At 60.3% G+C, this 14285-nt stretch carries 16 protein-coding genes; 9 read left to right on the forward strand and 7 right to left on the reverse strand.

Annotated features, from left to right (window positions below):
* Positions 1–134: 134 nt before the first annotated feature.
* From AB4Z46_RS18800 to AB4Z46_RS18810, 3 genes are read left to right on the forward strand one after another with little or no spacing between them, the layout of a single operon-like run.
* The gene (locus AB4Z46_RS18800) at positions 135–713 is read left to right on the forward strand and encodes a hypothetical protein (protein WP_442285045.1); all 579 of its coding nucleotides are present in this window, start codon (positions 135–137) and stop codon (positions 711–713) included.
* Positions 713–1675 carry a hypothetical protein gene (locus tag AB4Z46_RS18805; protein WP_442285046.1) on the forward strand — a complete coding sequence of 321 codons (963 nt, stop codon included), beginning with the start codon at positions 713–715 and terminating at the stop codon, positions 1673–1675. The genes AB4Z46_RS18800 and AB4Z46_RS18805 overlap by 1 nt, the downstream gene beginning before the upstream one ends.
* A 51-nt stretch (positions 1676–1726) precedes the next feature.
* Positions 1727–2722, forward strand: a complete 996-nt coding sequence (locus tag AB4Z46_RS18810; RefSeq protein ID WP_442285047.1) for a hypothetical protein — start codon at positions 1727–1729, stop codon at positions 2720–2722.
* A 19-nt stretch (positions 2723–2741) separates the two neighbouring features.
* Here AB4Z46_RS18810 and AB4Z46_RS18815 read toward each other — a convergent pair whose 3' ends face one another.
* The 3 genes from AB4Z46_RS18815 to AB4Z46_RS18825 form a co-directional block, all read right to left on the reverse strand.
* Positions 2742–3254 (reverse strand): hypothetical protein, encoded by a 513-nt coding sequence (locus AB4Z46_RS18815; RefSeq protein WP_442285048.1) that lies wholly within the window; start codon positions 3252–3254, stop codon positions 2742–2744.
* A gap of 164 nt (positions 3255–3418) precedes the next feature.
* Complete coding sequence (locus tag AB4Z46_RS18820; protein ID WP_442285049.1) at positions 3419–4447, reverse strand: DUF4238 domain-containing protein; 1029 nt, start codon at positions 4445–4447, stop codon at positions 3419–3421.
* Between the two features lie 100 nt (positions 4448–4547).
* Positions 4548–5753 (reverse strand): DUF4236 domain-containing protein, encoded by a 1206-nt coding sequence (locus AB4Z46_RS18825; protein WP_442285050.1) that lies wholly within the window; start codon positions 5751–5753, stop codon positions 4548–4550.
* Between the two features lie 250 nt (positions 5754–6003).
* On the opposite strand from AB4Z46_RS18825, the gene AB4Z46_RS18830 reads away from it, so the two are divergent.
* The 3 genes from AB4Z46_RS18830 (at position 6004) to AB4Z46_RS18840 (ending at position 7759) form a co-directional block, all read left to right on the forward strand.
* Entirely contained in the window at positions 6004–6510 is a 507-nt protein-coding gene (locus AB4Z46_RS18830; RefSeq protein WP_442285051.1) for a hypothetical protein, read from the forward strand.
* Positions 6511–6638: 128 nt separating this feature from the next.
* Entirely contained in the window at positions 6639–7496 is an 858-nt protein-coding gene (locus AB4Z46_RS18835; RefSeq protein ID WP_442285052.1) for a hypothetical protein, read from the forward strand.
* An 11-nt stretch (positions 7497–7507) separates the two neighbouring features.
* Complete coding sequence (locus tag AB4Z46_RS18840; protein WP_442285053.1) at positions 7508–7759, forward strand: hypothetical protein; 252 nt, start codon at positions 7508–7510, stop codon at positions 7757–7759.
* A gap of 402 nt (positions 7760–8161) precedes the next feature.
* Here AB4Z46_RS18840 and AB4Z46_RS18845 read toward each other — a convergent pair whose 3' ends face one another.
* Positions 8162–8620 carry a hypothetical protein gene (locus AB4Z46_RS18845; protein ID WP_442285054.1) on the reverse strand — a complete coding sequence of 153 codons (459 nt, stop codon included), beginning with the start codon at positions 8618–8620 and terminating at the stop codon, positions 8162–8164.
* A gap of 108 nt (positions 8621–8728) precedes the next feature.
* Entirely contained in the window at positions 8729–9721 is a 993-nt protein-coding gene (locus AB4Z46_RS18850) for a hypothetical protein (RefSeq protein WP_442285055.1), read from the reverse strand.
* 84 nt (positions 9722–9805) lie between these two features.
* On the opposite strand from AB4Z46_RS18850, the gene AB4Z46_RS18855 reads away from it, so the two are divergent.
* The gene (locus AB4Z46_RS18855; protein ID WP_442285056.1) at positions 9806–10687 is read left to right on the forward strand and encodes a hypothetical protein; all 882 of its coding nucleotides are present in this window, start codon (positions 9806–9808) and stop codon (positions 10685–10687) included.
* 75 nt (positions 10688–10762) lie between these two features.
* On the opposite strand, the gene AB4Z46_RS18860 is transcribed toward AB4Z46_RS18855, so the two are convergent.
* A complete protein-coding gene (locus tag AB4Z46_RS18860) occupies positions 10763–11275 on the reverse strand; it encodes an H-NS histone family protein (protein WP_442285057.1) in 513 nt (170 codons plus the stop codon).
* Positions 11276–11810: 535 nt separating this feature from the next.
* Positions 11811–12098 carry a helix-turn-helix domain-containing protein gene (locus tag AB4Z46_RS18865; RefSeq protein WP_442285058.1) on the reverse strand — a complete coding sequence of 96 codons (288 nt, stop codon included), beginning with the start codon at positions 12096–12098 and terminating at the stop codon, positions 11811–11813.
* Positions 12099–12460: 362 nt separating this feature from the next.
* Here AB4Z46_RS18865 and AB4Z46_RS18870 point away from each other — a divergent pair, with 362 nt between their 5' ends.
* Together AB4Z46_RS18870 and AB4Z46_RS18875 are read left to right on the forward strand one after the other, a co-directional pair.
* Positions 12461–12961: a hypothetical protein gene (locus AB4Z46_RS18870; RefSeq protein WP_442285059.1), complete on the forward strand. Its 501-nt coding sequence runs from the start codon at positions 12461–12463 to the stop codon at positions 12959–12961.
* On the forward strand, positions 12958–14256 hold the full coding sequence (locus AB4Z46_RS18875; protein WP_442285060.1) for an AAA family ATPase: 1299 nt from the start codon (positions 12958–12960) through the stop codon (positions 14254–14256). The genes AB4Z46_RS18870 and AB4Z46_RS18875 overlap by 4 nt, the downstream gene beginning before the upstream one ends.
* The last annotated feature ends 29 nt before the right edge of the window (positions 14257–14285 follow it).

Raw genomic sequence — 14285 nt, forward strand, 5'->3', positions numbered from 1 at the left:
ACGCGGCATGAGATCATCAGGAACACTGATCCTGCTGGCCTGTACATGTGTTTGCTCGGCGGCGCGCACCTTTCCGAGTCTCAGGCGGTTTGTGGCAGCATTACGCCCAAAACTACAACCCCGGAGTGAGGGCTATGGACCAACCGAAGGTCAGCACCGCGATCATCCTGAACGCGGCGTTTGCATTCTTGAGTTTCGCGACCAGCTTGCTGGACTTCAAGTCGCAGTTTTGGGGCACCGCTTTTTGCGTCTTCACCGCCATCCTGCTGGTGTACGCCGCTGTTCAGATGGCTCGGCTTCCGTATTCATGGGGTCGTCGGCTGCAAGCCTTTCGGCAGCTCCGCTTCTGCGGGCGCATACCACTGAGCACGGCGGCCAAGCTTGCTTACGAAGAAGCTCGGGCGAACAAGACACTGTGGGCCGAGGCCGCCGAACGACTCGCTGTTTTGAGATCGCCTGCGGGAATCCTTGACTACGTTGCAACGTACTTTGGCGCAGAGGTGCCTATTTGGGGTAGTCGGCCTCCCTCCGATCAACTCGAAGAGATTCCGGCAAAGAGCGCCAAGAATGGGAGCATGGAAGGGGGTGCGACCCGTCTAACCGTTCGAGACAATGCGAACACGGAGTACATCAACCTTCAGGTCCGCGCAAAGGACGTGCGCAAGGTCATTGAGATCATGGGTGCCAAGGTCTTTGCGGACGGGAGTAAGTAGTGAACGTCGCCACGACACCTGCACCGACCGCGTCACCGTATTCCATTTCGACCATCATCCCTGCGACGCAGGCGATCACGATTCAGCTTCCACCCAAATCGCAGGACGACAAGTACCTCGGCCTTGAACCCGCGATGTGGGGGGCCGTGCTGACTGGTATCGCATTGATCGTCACAACGGCCTACCAAGTTTGGAACACAAACAAGCAACTCAAAGAGGCGCGAAATGCAGCCGCAGCGCAGGTCGAAAGCGACCGAGAGCAAGCGCGGCTTGACCGTACGCTTGAGTCTCGCAAGACGCTCTTCGACACCTTCATCGATGACTTCAAAAAAACTGCAGCCCTTATTGGTGACCTACCCAACAAGGACATGACCAGGGCCGGGCCCGACATCGAAGAGTTGTCCGCCATGAACGCGACGGTAAACAAGATCTGGCTATGGGCTGAGGTGGAAACGGTTCGTCAAGTGCGCGAGTTGCAAGCCCAGATTAACGAGCACTTCTTCCAGGCATTGGTTCAGTGCCAACCCATTTGGCTCGCGAAGGGTAGGGTGGCTCGAATCGATGCCGTGATTCAGCGGCTGGAAATGGAGCGCGAGCAGTATTTCGCGGCCGCGAGAAGCTTTGTGCCGCATCCAGATCCCATTCAGGAGCAGAGGCAGCGCATGGTCAATGACTTGCTTGCAAATGCGACGGCAGGGATCAACCAAGGGCGGTCCGAGCGAAACGATGAGCTTGTTGAAGAAGGCAAGGTGCGCAGGGCCTATCTCACATTTGTTGGGGAGCGCAGTGCAGAGCTAATGGATCGCCTCGCCGGAATCATGACGCTGGCTCGCAAGGAGTTGCAGGTAGAGGGAGACACGTCAGTGCTTGATAGTCAGACCGCTCAGTTCAAGCAGCGGGTCAGCGCCGCCATCGACAAGGTGCAGCAGGCATTGGCAGAAGACGCGCCCAGGGCGGGGTAGCATCGCCCTCGATGACAACCAATGCGGACTCCCTGGTTTTGGTGACGCTCAATGGACTGTGACGCTGTTTCAACATTCGACGACATCGTCGCGATACTTCTACCAGAAATCGATGAGGGCCTAGCCTCGCACGGGGAGTCCTTGCCAACGCGACCCCACCGCGCCGCAACGTTCATCGTCGAGCATTGCATCGTGGAGATTAGCGGCGAGTCGAAGGACAAGTACCTCACCAAGCCTTGGTTCGGCGCCTTGCTTGCGGCAGTCATCGACTGGTACCGAAAGGTGTACGGCGAGGCGATGAAGTCTCGCCCTGCGCAGAGCCATACGGCTGTAGTCGCTATCCGCAGTACGCCAACTGCACTCGACGTACCGTTGACCGTAAGCACCCCAATTGCGGAGGACAATACGTTTTGGATTACGTTTGCCGCCAGCGTGCTCCCTGGAGAGAACCCACTCGATTGGCTGGTGCGCCCGCCGAAGCTGTCCGAACTGTCGGAGGAGCAGTTGAAGCAGGCTACGTCCTCGGCGACATCGACGAGTGAACTGGTTCGGCGAATATCCAACGGTCTGATGACGATAGGAAATCAAAGCGCGCGCGCGCTGAAGCACGCTTCGCTTGTCTTGCCGCACCTCCAAGCAGCGGCCCAAAACATCCTTCAGCCCAACCGGAATGGCTTCTCTAGTGCGATCTGGGAGGCGAATTTCGCCACCGAAAACGCAATCAAGTGCCATTTGCTATTGGCCGGCGTTTCAAAGGTGCCAAGCGTTCATGATGTACGACAGCTCGATTCGCTCGCTGCGGACTCGCATCGCTCAGCGGAGTTGGAGGTCGCTGTTTCGGTGATGCCTTCGGGCAAGGATGCGGTTAAGCACCGCTATGGCGAGCTGGGCGACGCGCCTATGAGTCACGCTATGGAGGCCTATCGCGCAAGCTTGGTCGTCTGCAGGCACTATGCCAACGCCATTCCGCCCAAGATGAGACTTGAGAACGCTCGCCTGAAGATGAAGGTGCCACCGATGCCGCCCAAGTCATCCGCTCATGGATGACGTCGCTTAGTCCTTGGACTCAACGGAAAGCGCCGATCCGTAGCACTTCCCTAACTCGCCTTCCTTCGACTCTTTGCGCTTCGCCAAGCTCACGCACCAGTTCCTGCATTCGTGAGAAGTACAGATTGAAGATTGGGATCACACCTCCATGGCCATCGAACCCTATCGCGTGGCGCATGAACTCCCTATCTTCTGCCTCGGAAAAGCCTTGATCGCTACCGGCCTCGCGTCCCCAGAAGTCCTCGCGGTCATGGGTGGCGTTGTGGAAGACGATTTGACTGATGTCCCTGTCGTCGTCGCGATCCCGCTGCGCGTGACCGTTGTTCAACAAATAGAACTCAGCGGCAAACCCGCCGCATGCGACACTTCTATAAGTCTCTGGCATGATCACGCAGCGTGCTCGCGCGTGCCCACGGGTGTCCCCGTCAAGTAGTTCGACGAAGTCAACTTCGCCGCCGAGATGCAGGCAAACAGTGGCGTGGCCAACCTCGTGCCAGCACTTGTATTCGACGCTGTCGACAAGAATCTTCATGCTAGTTCGAGAGTGTAGTCGCCGCACTCTTCAATTGGGCGGAACAACGTTTGCGCACCGATGGGCAACGGCCGGTTGGCTGACGTTCTCCGCCCCAATCGATAAGTGTTGGCGCGGCCACATGCGCGCCTGATCGGTGCTGATCGACCCACTGCGATTCAAGCTCAAACTTTCGGACCAGCTTCCGGAACGTCATCAATTCCGTGCTCGGCCCTGAACTGTGCCATCTCCTCCGCGCTGGGAGGAGCTGTGAACCGTTCGATCACCTTGTCGTCCCATTGGAGCCGCACCAGTGGGTCGCAATACAGCACCTTTCGGGCTGAAGACATCACCAGCCCATAGGAATTCTGGATCATCAGGTTATTGAAAGCTCCAATGAAAGCCTGAGTTGCCGGGCTGACGATTGCCGGGTACTCACCACCCCAACGCCCAATCAGGGCGGCGTGCTTCGCCAATGGGAAGTAGACCTCAGTGTTCTTCAGGCCGAAGCCGGGGCTGTGCCGAAACAATGCCGGCACCTCTTCTGGATTGGTGTACGCGATAACGACAGGCCGATTGGTAGTGACCAATTCGCCTTCGTCACCCGACACCAAGTAGAGCGTCCAGTCTCGCTCGCCCAGAAGTTCCAATAGCGTGTTGTACAGATCGATCTCGGTCTGTATGTGCTGCTCGCGCGGAACCTCAATCGTGTATTCCCCTCGCTCGTGGAAATCCTTTGCTTCCTCATACGTTACCAATGGCGGTTGGCCTGTCGCTTCCTTAAGTTGCTCGAGCTGGGAATGCCAGCGTTCCTTTTCCGCGAGCACCAGATCCATCACACCTCGCGCGACACGCTCTTGACACTGGCGCATGTTTTCCCGTTGCTCAGGCGAGCGGACGGCGAGCAAGGCCATCAAATTGAGAATGCTATTCCTGTCATCGCCATCGAAACCCCCGGTCTTTACCACTTCACGGATAGCTTCTACGGCCGCTGATTCGAGCTTGCTGAACTCCTCTTCGAGCCAGTCTGGCTTGCGGTCCTTGGCCTCGAATCGCATGAAGTCACGTTGCGCGCAGACGTTGCGCGTGTTGGTCTCAAAGGCTTTCTTGTTTCCGAGGTCGTGGACGACCACCATGTAGTGCTTCCCGCGCTTCCGGGCGAAGCCACGCAGGTATCCCTGGGGTATGTAGTGATGATTGCGGGATTCAGCCATTCCCCAATTGTTGCCCACCCGTGCAGTGGCGCGCTGCAATCGCTGCCAGGCCTTCAACTCTTGGACGACGCATTCGGCGCAAGAAGGTCGGCGGGACGCCCTAGGTTGCAGCCGCTCCAAGCGGCACGATCGCCTTGAAGACGCCAGTCTTGCTCATCGTGCGACGCATCTCAAACTGGGCAAGGGCTTCCACGACATCGATCGCCTGCAGGTGGTCAAAGTCTATGCCCGACCATTGCTCCCGAGTCACGCGCACCGACAGCAGGTATTCATCAGCGACATGGCCGGTGCTAGCACTGCGCCTTTGCGAGTAGCTCGAGAGCACCACCTGCTGCACCATGGGGAGCGCCGCGAAGGTCTCCCCGACGAGGAGGAATGCGACGCCGTGCACATGCGCGGCGTACATGCGCTGCACCTTGGTCGGCGACAGCTCCTTGAGGGAAAGGCGCATGCCGCGCTGCGGCACGGTAGCTGTCCGCTTAGGCATGTCCTCGATCTCGGGCAAGTCCACGTCCAAGCAGGCAAGTCGCCCTTGGTCCAGCAAATCGAAAGTCACGTTGGTCTCGCGAGGCCAGTCCACGTCCTGCAGGGCCAATTCGAGGAAGGCTTCCATGGCGGGCTGGTCGCGGTAGATGCCAACCTCGACCAGTTGGCGTTGCTGCTCCATTTCGGCGGCGTGCAGGCGTTTGGCACCATTCCATTCAAGAACCTCTTGCTGGTGCTCGGCCAGGGCTTCGGCGTTGGCTTCGGCCACTCGCCGTCGCTTCCCCGGCAGCGCCCACCACTTTGCCTTGAGCGGTGCGGGTGGAGTCGGTTGAGGATGCGGGTAGTCGACAGCCTGGAACGTGGGTACCTTGTGTGGGCTTGGTGTGTTCTCGTGCAGGCGCTCCAGTGCTTCCATTTGGCCGTTGATCTTTGCGCAGCAGTCTTCCAGCAGGCCGCGTATCTCGCCCTTGGCTTGAGACTTCGCCAAGGCCAGTAGTTGCTCGGTCGCCGGCGCGCCGGCCATGTCGGTGGCGGTGATTTCGCCATCATTGGAGACGGACACGCGAAGCGAGACGTTCTGTGGCTGCGGCGGGACGGCGGCAAGGCGGGTTTGCCGAGCGCGGGTGGCCGAGCTTGCGCCCGACAACTGGGTTCGCGAGGACAGGCCGGTACCAGGCATGCCGGTGTTCAGGAACGTCCCTCGCTTTCCTACGCCAATGGACGCGCCGCGCGGGCCGAGTGTCCAGCTGGTGCCGCTGCCCGAAAGGTTCATTCGGATGCCTGGCGCCAACTTGATTGATTTGCGAAACCGCAGGGCCATGTCCAGTCTCTCCTCAGTATTGGGGAGCCGCGTTCGAAGGCGCGGCAAGCGAGGCGAAGGGTACATGATGGCGAGCACTGACTGCACTCGAAAGTCACTCGTCAGGCTTTTTCATTCGCGAGCCTTTGTGGTCATTCCGCATCCTCATTTGCATGGACTTCTTCCACCGTAGGTGAGTGCAGTTAGTACGTGCGCCGGGTTCGAACGGCTTCACCACCTGCTCGAGCTCCCCTTCGGCTCGGCCGCATTCATGGTCGACGCGCAGATGGCGTCATCTTGGGAGCTCAATCCGATCTACGCGACGCTCCATGAGTCCTCGTACGCCGACGGGGGTGCCACTCGCTGGTCGGGACACCGGCTCGGCGATCACCTGCGACCTCCTCGGCGCAGAGCACGTCTTCCCTTGGATGTGGACGACTACGCGAGCCTACACGCGCATCGCGAGGTGGCGCAAATTCTGGCCCAGCATCCATGGCCACGCCTGTACGACGCTGACCGACTCGCCCGCAACGAGGTCCCATTGGCAGCGACCGTGTACGTCGACGATGTCTACGTGGAGCGATCATTCGCCGAGGAGACGGCCCGTGGCGTTCGTGGGCTGCGGGCCTGGGTTACCAACGGGTACGCCCACAACGGCCTGCGGGCCGATGGCGAGCGCATCGTGGGTCGCCTGCTCGACATGGTCCGCGGTCGGCGCGAACCGATGGATGTGACCTTCGCGTACCCGGCAAAGGAATGTCTGCAGAGCGCTGGCTAGCGGTTTTCCGTGCTTGCCTTCCTGAAGGGCATCCTTCGCTGCAGTCCGGTGTCTAAGCGGGTCCTAGCAGAGCGGCGGCGCGGAATACTCAGACAATCGTGGCTAGAAGTAAACTTTCGGACCCTCATGTGCTCCGTACTCTGGTGGCGGAAGCCAAACTGCGCGATCTCATGTGGTTCAATAAGCCGTGGCATGAACGTGACTTTCAACCTCAACGAACAACAATGGCAGAACTGGACGCAGAGAAGCTGAAGGAGAACGCGCTGACATCGATTCGCCTTGGCATAGAGGACTTCCAGCGCACCAAGCAGCCGAAGGAACAGGGAGGCGATCCGGCCCGTGCCCTCTCAGCCGTGCGTAACCTGTTCGCAGGCATCCTGCTTCTGTTCAAGTACAGGATCGCGGTTTCGGTCGATGATCCAGACGATGCGCCTGCCCTGATCTTCAACCCTCCCGAAGTCATGCCCCAGGCTGACGGCAATGGTGGCGTCGAGTGGAAGCCCGTCGGTAAGTTCAGAAAAACCACTATCGATGTCGCGACCATCAAGAAGCGCTTCGAGGGGTTCGATATTGATGTCGACTGGCAGGCCATCGAAAAGATGCAGGAGTGCCGCAATCACCTGGAGCACTTGCACCCGGCCAATACGCTGGGCGAGGTGGCGGGCTTCGTTGCCGACCTGTTCCCTGTGCTGCGCGAGTTCATTCAGACGCAAATGAACGAGCAGCCGGCCGACATACTAGCCACTGTATGGCCCGTCATGCTCGCGCACCACGAGTTCTTCATCAACACCATGGCGACATGCGCGGCTGCGTGGGACGACGCTGGTGTCCCTGCGCTGATGCAGCCGTGGCTAGATCAGTGCCAGTGCGAGGCGGCTCTTCCCTGCTCCGACCCAGCCAGGACGACATCGAGGACGGGGCCAGCGTTGAGAGCCAGGACAAGTCGTTCAAATACGTCTGTGTCGCCTGCGGTCACTCGGACCTGATTGCTCCGCTGATGATCAAGGCACTCAACGACGCCTACGACTATGACCCCCGCGATGGGGGCGAGCCCGGTGTCGACGGCTGCAATGGCTGTGACCGATCTACCTTCCTCATCCATGAGCAGAATTGCCTATGGTGCGGCGCTGAACTCGACTACAAGAAATGCTCAGTCTGTGAAGAGGTGCTCGGGCAGGGTGACCAGTACAACGGTGGCCTTTGCGGCTACCACGCACACGTCTTCGACAAGATGATGCGAGACGACTAGGTTCGCTCAAGAACTGACACACTTGCCATTGACCTGCGCGTGTTTATCGAGACAGCAATTTTGGAAGACGGCGGGTTGCAGGGTCTTGGTGGGGACGCTGCTCGAATTCCACCCGAGGTCGATGACCGCTTGATGCCAAGCAGCGAGAGTACGCTCGCCTGCGGCCACCGGCACCAACCACTGCACTGCCGCCGTCCAGGTTCGCAAAGCGACCGGCGGGACATGGCCCCTACGCGACGTCGATCACCGACGACAAGGCCGGACAGCGGGATGACCGCACTGCGCTAGTGTGTGGTCACTCGCGTCAATTGGGCTGAAGGTCTGCAAACGCTGCCAAGCGACCGGCGCCCCTTGCGCTTGACATCGGTTGCCTGCGTAGGTTCTTGGCCGAAGGGGTCTTCGCTACCGAGGTAAGTCGGCTGTGGCGTTGTCGGCTACCGACGACGCAGTCAATGTGCGACCACCTGAGCAGCGGTCACAAACCACGGCCAAGTATTCAAGATTACTCGCTTGTCCGCAGGTTTCGCCGTAGACGATCTCGCACTGCGAATACGTGAGATGAAAGGCGGTCATGTCGACAGGGCCTGAACAGCGCGCGCAGATCTCAACAGGGCCGATGTCCGGTGGATGTTCAGGAATCGGAACCCGTTCCGCGGCCATCAACGCCGGAAGTCCTAGTGCTCGGCAAGACGCCGAACAGTACACTCCGATTCCCTCGGCGTGTGTGACATCCACCTCCGGCCATCGACCGTCGGCAAAAAAGTGCACGCGCTCAATCGCCCGCGTCACATCGAACAGCGGCTTGTAAAAGCGAGCGTTGCAGGTCATGCAATAGAAGTCCATCGGAGCGTTCTGGTCCATGGTCGGCCCCTCGTCCGCAATGCCTGCGAGATTCTGGACCTCTCCGCAAGACTAGTGAAGCGCCTGGCGGGCTGTGCGGTCGTCGTTCGGTGCCCGTGATCAGCCCGGCTAGCGGACGCGCCTGCCGCGCCGCGTCACGCGGTCGAAGGTGAAGACATGCTCCTGAGGCGCCTCGACGCAGCAGCCGAAAAGCCGACGTCGCTCGGTTCCTTCGCCATACCGCAGTTCGATCGCTGCAGCGCAAACCGGGCAAGTGGCGCCATACCGAACCAAGCCGATGACGCGCGCATTGCCGTCCTTGAAGCTCTCGAGCTGTGCCGGCGCCTCGCTCCACTTCAGCAGGAATTCCGAGGCGGGAACGATTCGATCGGCCAGCAGCCACCAGAGTCGACGAAGCTGGTCCCACAACATCCAACCGAGGCCCGCCGCGAAGATGAAGAAGGCGAGGTCTGCCGTCCTGACCGGCCGATTTACGAACAGGAACAGCCAAACGGTCGCCGCCAGACCTGCGATGCAGACCGCCGGCGCGAGGCCGGTGCCGAGGAACAGCAGGCCGCGAAGCGACCTGGTCCTGAACCAGCCGGCCCCAAAAAATAGACGCGCCATCCAGGACGGCTGAACCGAGCCGACGGGCGCGTAGTCGTACTCGATCAGGTTCCCAGCCGTGGTCGACCCCTCCTGAACCGGTACGATGTCTGGTTCCGACCCCGCGGAGTCGAGGTCGGGCGCGAGTGCATGAGGCACCAGGAACCACTGGGCGCGATGGCGACCTGAAGGTGAGCGCTTCCTGACTTCCAAGGTGTGTCGAAGGCCGCGCTGCGAGAAAAAGGCATCGAGGTCTGACGTCCGACTTGAGAGGTATCGCTCCAGATTAGCGCTCTTGATCTTCCTGGAAGCGGCCTCGAAGTCGTTGGCCTCAGGCCATTGGCAGGCTTGCGCTAGGTCAAGTGCATCGAATTCCAACTGCTCTGGATCCGCAGAGCTGGCAACCTTGTACGACTCGTCCGCCAACACGCGAAGCAGAACCAGCGCCTTGGTTTCATCGCGCTGCGTGGCGAGCCAGTCGCGAAAGCAAGGCAACAGCTCCTTGAGGGTAGGCAACCCGTTGGCAACCGGTTCGGGGCTGGTTCGTAGGGATTCCGATCGCAACACTGGGTTCACCTCAACTCAATTCCAGGACCCTCTATGTTGTCATTGTTCGCACTGCACTCCTCAAATCGCTTCGTTCACGTCACGGAGGTCGAGCGCGGCCTTGCCTGCGACTGCCGGTGCTCAATCTGTGGTGAGGTGGTACTTGCGCGCCAAGGCGATGTCCGCGAACACCATTTCGCCCACAGCTCCAATGCCGAGCCGTGTGCGTCCGACTACGAATCCGACCTGCACCGGTTCGCAAAGCGAGTGATCATCGAAGCGGGCGGTTTGGTCGTGCCAATGACTCCGGCTGCGGCGCAGATCCTCGGGTTTGGTGACGAATGTGCGTCGTCCATTCTGTTGGCGTGCGCGGGTATCGAGGAGGAGGTTGCCATGGGCGACTACCGACCTGATCTGCTCGCGGCTACAACGGAGGGTGTCAGCGTGGCCATCGAACTTGCCTATTCATCGTTCTGCGATTCGGAGAAGCGCCAGGCTCACGAGGCCATGCGACTGCCAGCCCTCGAAATCGACCTGCGAGGCTTTACACCGACTGCCTTTGATGCCGCCCAAGTCCGGCGGACGGTCCTGGAGGATGGTCCCTGCAAGAGGTGGCTCTGGCCGGAACTGCTCGGCCCCATAGTCGAGACCCATGAGGTGCCGGGCCTACCTCCAACTGTACCGACGGGGCAGGCGCAATTCCTGCCTGAAGAGATCGTGACCATCCGTGGCCGCTGGGTCTCGATCAAGAGGCTGYCAAGCGGTGACATTGCCATCAAGGCGGTGCGGTTCGACTCAGACGTCGTTTCGGCGGTCCGTACGGTCGCGCGGTCCCACTATGGACGATACCGCCCGGCGTATCACACTTGGGTGATCCCGCGCTTTCGGGCCGAGGCGGCTTGCGCCCAGCTACGTGGGATTGCCTCGACGTTTTGATCGCCGGGCGGGTGCCTCCGGCGCCCGTATTATTCGAGACTGCGTAACTTCGAATCAGTGGCCGCGCGCACCTGCCTAGTTGCGGAGTTCTTCAAGTGTCTTGCCTGAAGCGATCAGTTCCTTGAGCCAGCGAGGCTGAGGGCCGCGCCCCGTCCATGACTTTCCTGCGCCATCGGTGTACACCACGGTCGACGGACGACGCTTCTGCGCAACCTTCTTGGCTGGCTTGGGTGCCGCGACTCCTTCCACCTGGAAATCCTCGAGGCGCTTCCCTGCAGCGAGCGCTTCCCGAAGCCATCCGGGGCGCTTACCCCAGCCGCCCCAGTGGTTACCGTGGCCATCGCTATAGGTCACGCGGCCGGTCTTCTTCCAGGTAGCCGGAACGGACTTCGTCTTGGACGTGCGCACTGCCGTCTTGGGCTTTCCGAAGAGTTGCTCCGGGGTCAATCCATAGTGTGCGATTGCCACCCGAATACGCGCCACAACTCCATCAACTTCCTTCGCTCGATCGCCTCGGCCGCCCTTTGCAGGTCGACGATCTTCTGTTGAATCTGCTCGTAAGTCTGAGCCATCGGGGTCCTCGTCCATTGCGGTGACGTCCACTAGCTTAGTTCAACAACGGATCGCGACCTTGCCCTCCTCAGAGACTACGCGACAGAGTGTCGAAATTCCTTCTTATACCGCTTCGATATTGGCTCGGACGAGCCCTGCGACTTCGATCCAGACTATCGGCAACTTCGAGCTTCGTCAGGCCCCGCCTGTGCGCAAACGCCATCAATACCTTGATCAAAGTCTGAATTCGTAACGGACTATTGGCGCGAATGAAAGGCGGTGATGATCTTTCGCTTACCGATGTTGTGCAGTAATGCGGACCGCCGCCGACAGCCGCTTTCAGCTTGCTCGATGCGTGGCGATTTCTTAAGTCACCGCCCGAGCAGAAATGAAGGAATCCATAGAGGTCGGAACCTTCCATGGTGATGCGGGCGTTGCGACGCAGAAGGCCGGGCTTCCGTCAGCTACCGCTGCGTGTGCGACACGGGTGGCACCGTGGTCCCCGCAAATCACGGAGGGAGCAGCAACCTGTGATCCGACGTCCTCGAAGCGATTTCTCGCGCGACCCTCCCTACGCTGTACTGGTGGGTGCCACCGATACAGCGCTGCGAAGTTCCTTCATGTACCTTTTCGAAACGGCGGTGATCAACTCGGCCGGCTCCGCACCGAGTCCCTCGGCGATGCGATAGACGCTCGACAGCGAGGGCATCGCCACTGCTCGCTCCACTTTCGCCACAAAGGTCCGGTGGATCTCCGCCATGAGAGCGAATTTGTCCTGGCTGAGGCCGAGCGCCAACCTGCGAGCTTTCAGCTCGGCTGCAAATGCCCGGAGCAACGCCGGATCCTGGTCGGAACGCATGAGACGAATCTCGCCTCTTGCGTGCTTTTGCGCACCAGCCTATCGGGTTCAAAATGCTAGGACAGGTGTGCATATGCTCGGGCATGGGCGGTGAGTTCGCCCCGGGCGAAGCCCAGTCTGTTACCACAAATTCTTGAGCTTTTAGGCACCAGCGTATAAGATACAAGGTGCCTAGCGGTCGATGCGAGCGACGGGCCGTCGTCGGCGGCATCGGCAGATCGCAGCGAGGTTTCGGGTCTCGCGCGATGTAACGCGGACCGACGCGCCTGAGTATTGGAGCAACGACGACGTCCCGGGAGCTGTTGGACTCACGGCATCGTCCGACGTTTGATCGCGTGCACGACCGCGATGGAGTGACCAGCATGAACGGTGCTCTCTTGAAAGCGCGCTTTCCGTACATGTTCGAAGGTGACCACGTAGGCCTGACCTTCTATCGCGGCTGGACGCCGATTCTGGGCCGTGCATGCGAACAGATCGACCGGCTCCTGCCTCCCAGCAAACTTGGCTTTCGCTGGGTCCAGCTTCGAGCCGACCAAGGCTGCGGGCTCTTCTTGTATGTCTTGGGCGAATTTCGAACGTTCGTGGTCAACCTCAAGGGCGATTCCCGCCGAGCCATGCTGTTTGCAGCCTACGATGTTGTCGCCGACCTAGCGCCCGAGCTAGATCGCGTCGTTCTCGAGGCCGAGCGTGTAACGAGCACAGCTTGCATGGTGTGCGGTCGGCGCGCCGGAGCCGCCAACTATTTTGGAACCGAGCTCACGTTGTGCAGCCTGCACGAGCCGGGGGCCCTGGCGCGCTGTGGTGAAGAAGGCCTTGAAGGCTTTTGGAGGGAGGCGGTCGAGTGGGAGGCGAATCCATCGTGAACACGATTCGCCGACGAACTTCTTCGGGAGGCGACTCCGACGAGCCGGAGGGCTTCGCCTTGTATCGCACCGAGGCATTTGAGGACTCGTATCAGGGCGTGGAGATCTTGCTCCCTATCGCGCTGCAATGGCGCCTGCTCGAGGAGCGTCGTAGACTGGCTCGGGCTCGCGAGGAGGATAGGCGCGTCTCGACCCTGGAACGATTTCGGGCCGACCGGGACGCGACGAGGGCCGCTTTCGCACGTGCCGCCCCGTTGCCTGCAGGACCAGACGACAAACTCTCCTTCATCAAGCAGTTTGAGCGAGGTGTGGCGCGTCGTGACCGGAAGCGCCGCCACCCCGTATTGAAAGCTGAAGAGGTCCTGCGCGTGCTCGCCAAGACGGCCACCGTGCGAAACAGAGACGAGCACAAGCGCGAGCTTGAGCTCATGGAGAAGGTGAAGTCCATGGGCGCGCTGAGAGATGTCGCCAATCCCGCCCGTCATCCGGATAGATGGGCTCGAGCGGTGGCGAACTTGCGTGCGTCTCACCCACACTTTCTGGCTGTCACCGACTTCGTTGTTGAACACGTGGCGCTTTCGATGAACAGCAAGGGTCCACTCTCGATTCCTCCGCTTCATCTATGGGGACCGCCCGGAATCGGCAAATCCCACTATGCGAACGATCTGGCGCTTGTGTTGGGGACTTCGCTGCGGCGCCAATCCATGGAGAACGCGCAAACCACATCTTTGCTCCTAGGCACTGAACGTCATTGGAGTACCGCATGCCCAGGGGCGGTGTTCGAGGAAATCGTGCTGGGGAGGTACGCGAACCCGGTCTTTCTGATCGACGAACTGGACAAAGCTCCGGCGAACTCGACGTATGACCCTCTCAAACCGCTCCACTCTTTGTTGGAGCCGCTCACCGCGGCGACAGCTCGCGATGCCGCGCTGGACATCACGTTCGATGCCAGCCTGGCCATCTACATCGCGGCTTCGAACGACCCAAGAAAGATCCCTGAATCGCTGCGATCAAGGTTTACGGAGTTCGAGATCCCGCTTCCCCGCGGCGCGAACGCCATTCAGATCGCGCAAGTTGTGGCTGCTCGAACGGTCGAAAAGCTCTCGGTGCCGGGTTTCCTTCCGCCGGAGCCGCGGTTGGCATACCGGCTCGCCCACCTCACGCCTCGCGCTATCCGGAAGGCTGTACAGGGCGCAGTGGCGCGCGCCGTCGTCAACGACCGTAGGTACCTGAAGGCCTCGGATTTGCCCGCCGATGTGCTCGACGAAGATGGGCCGAAGGTGGTGCTGCACTGACGTGTGGGAAGAGCATGAAGTCAACCGCT

This window comes from Variovorax sp. M-6 (assembly GCF_052114385.1).
In the GTDB taxonomy this organism is placed as follows: Bacteria; Pseudomonadota; Gammaproteobacteria; order Burkholderiales; family Burkholderiaceae_C; genus Variovorax.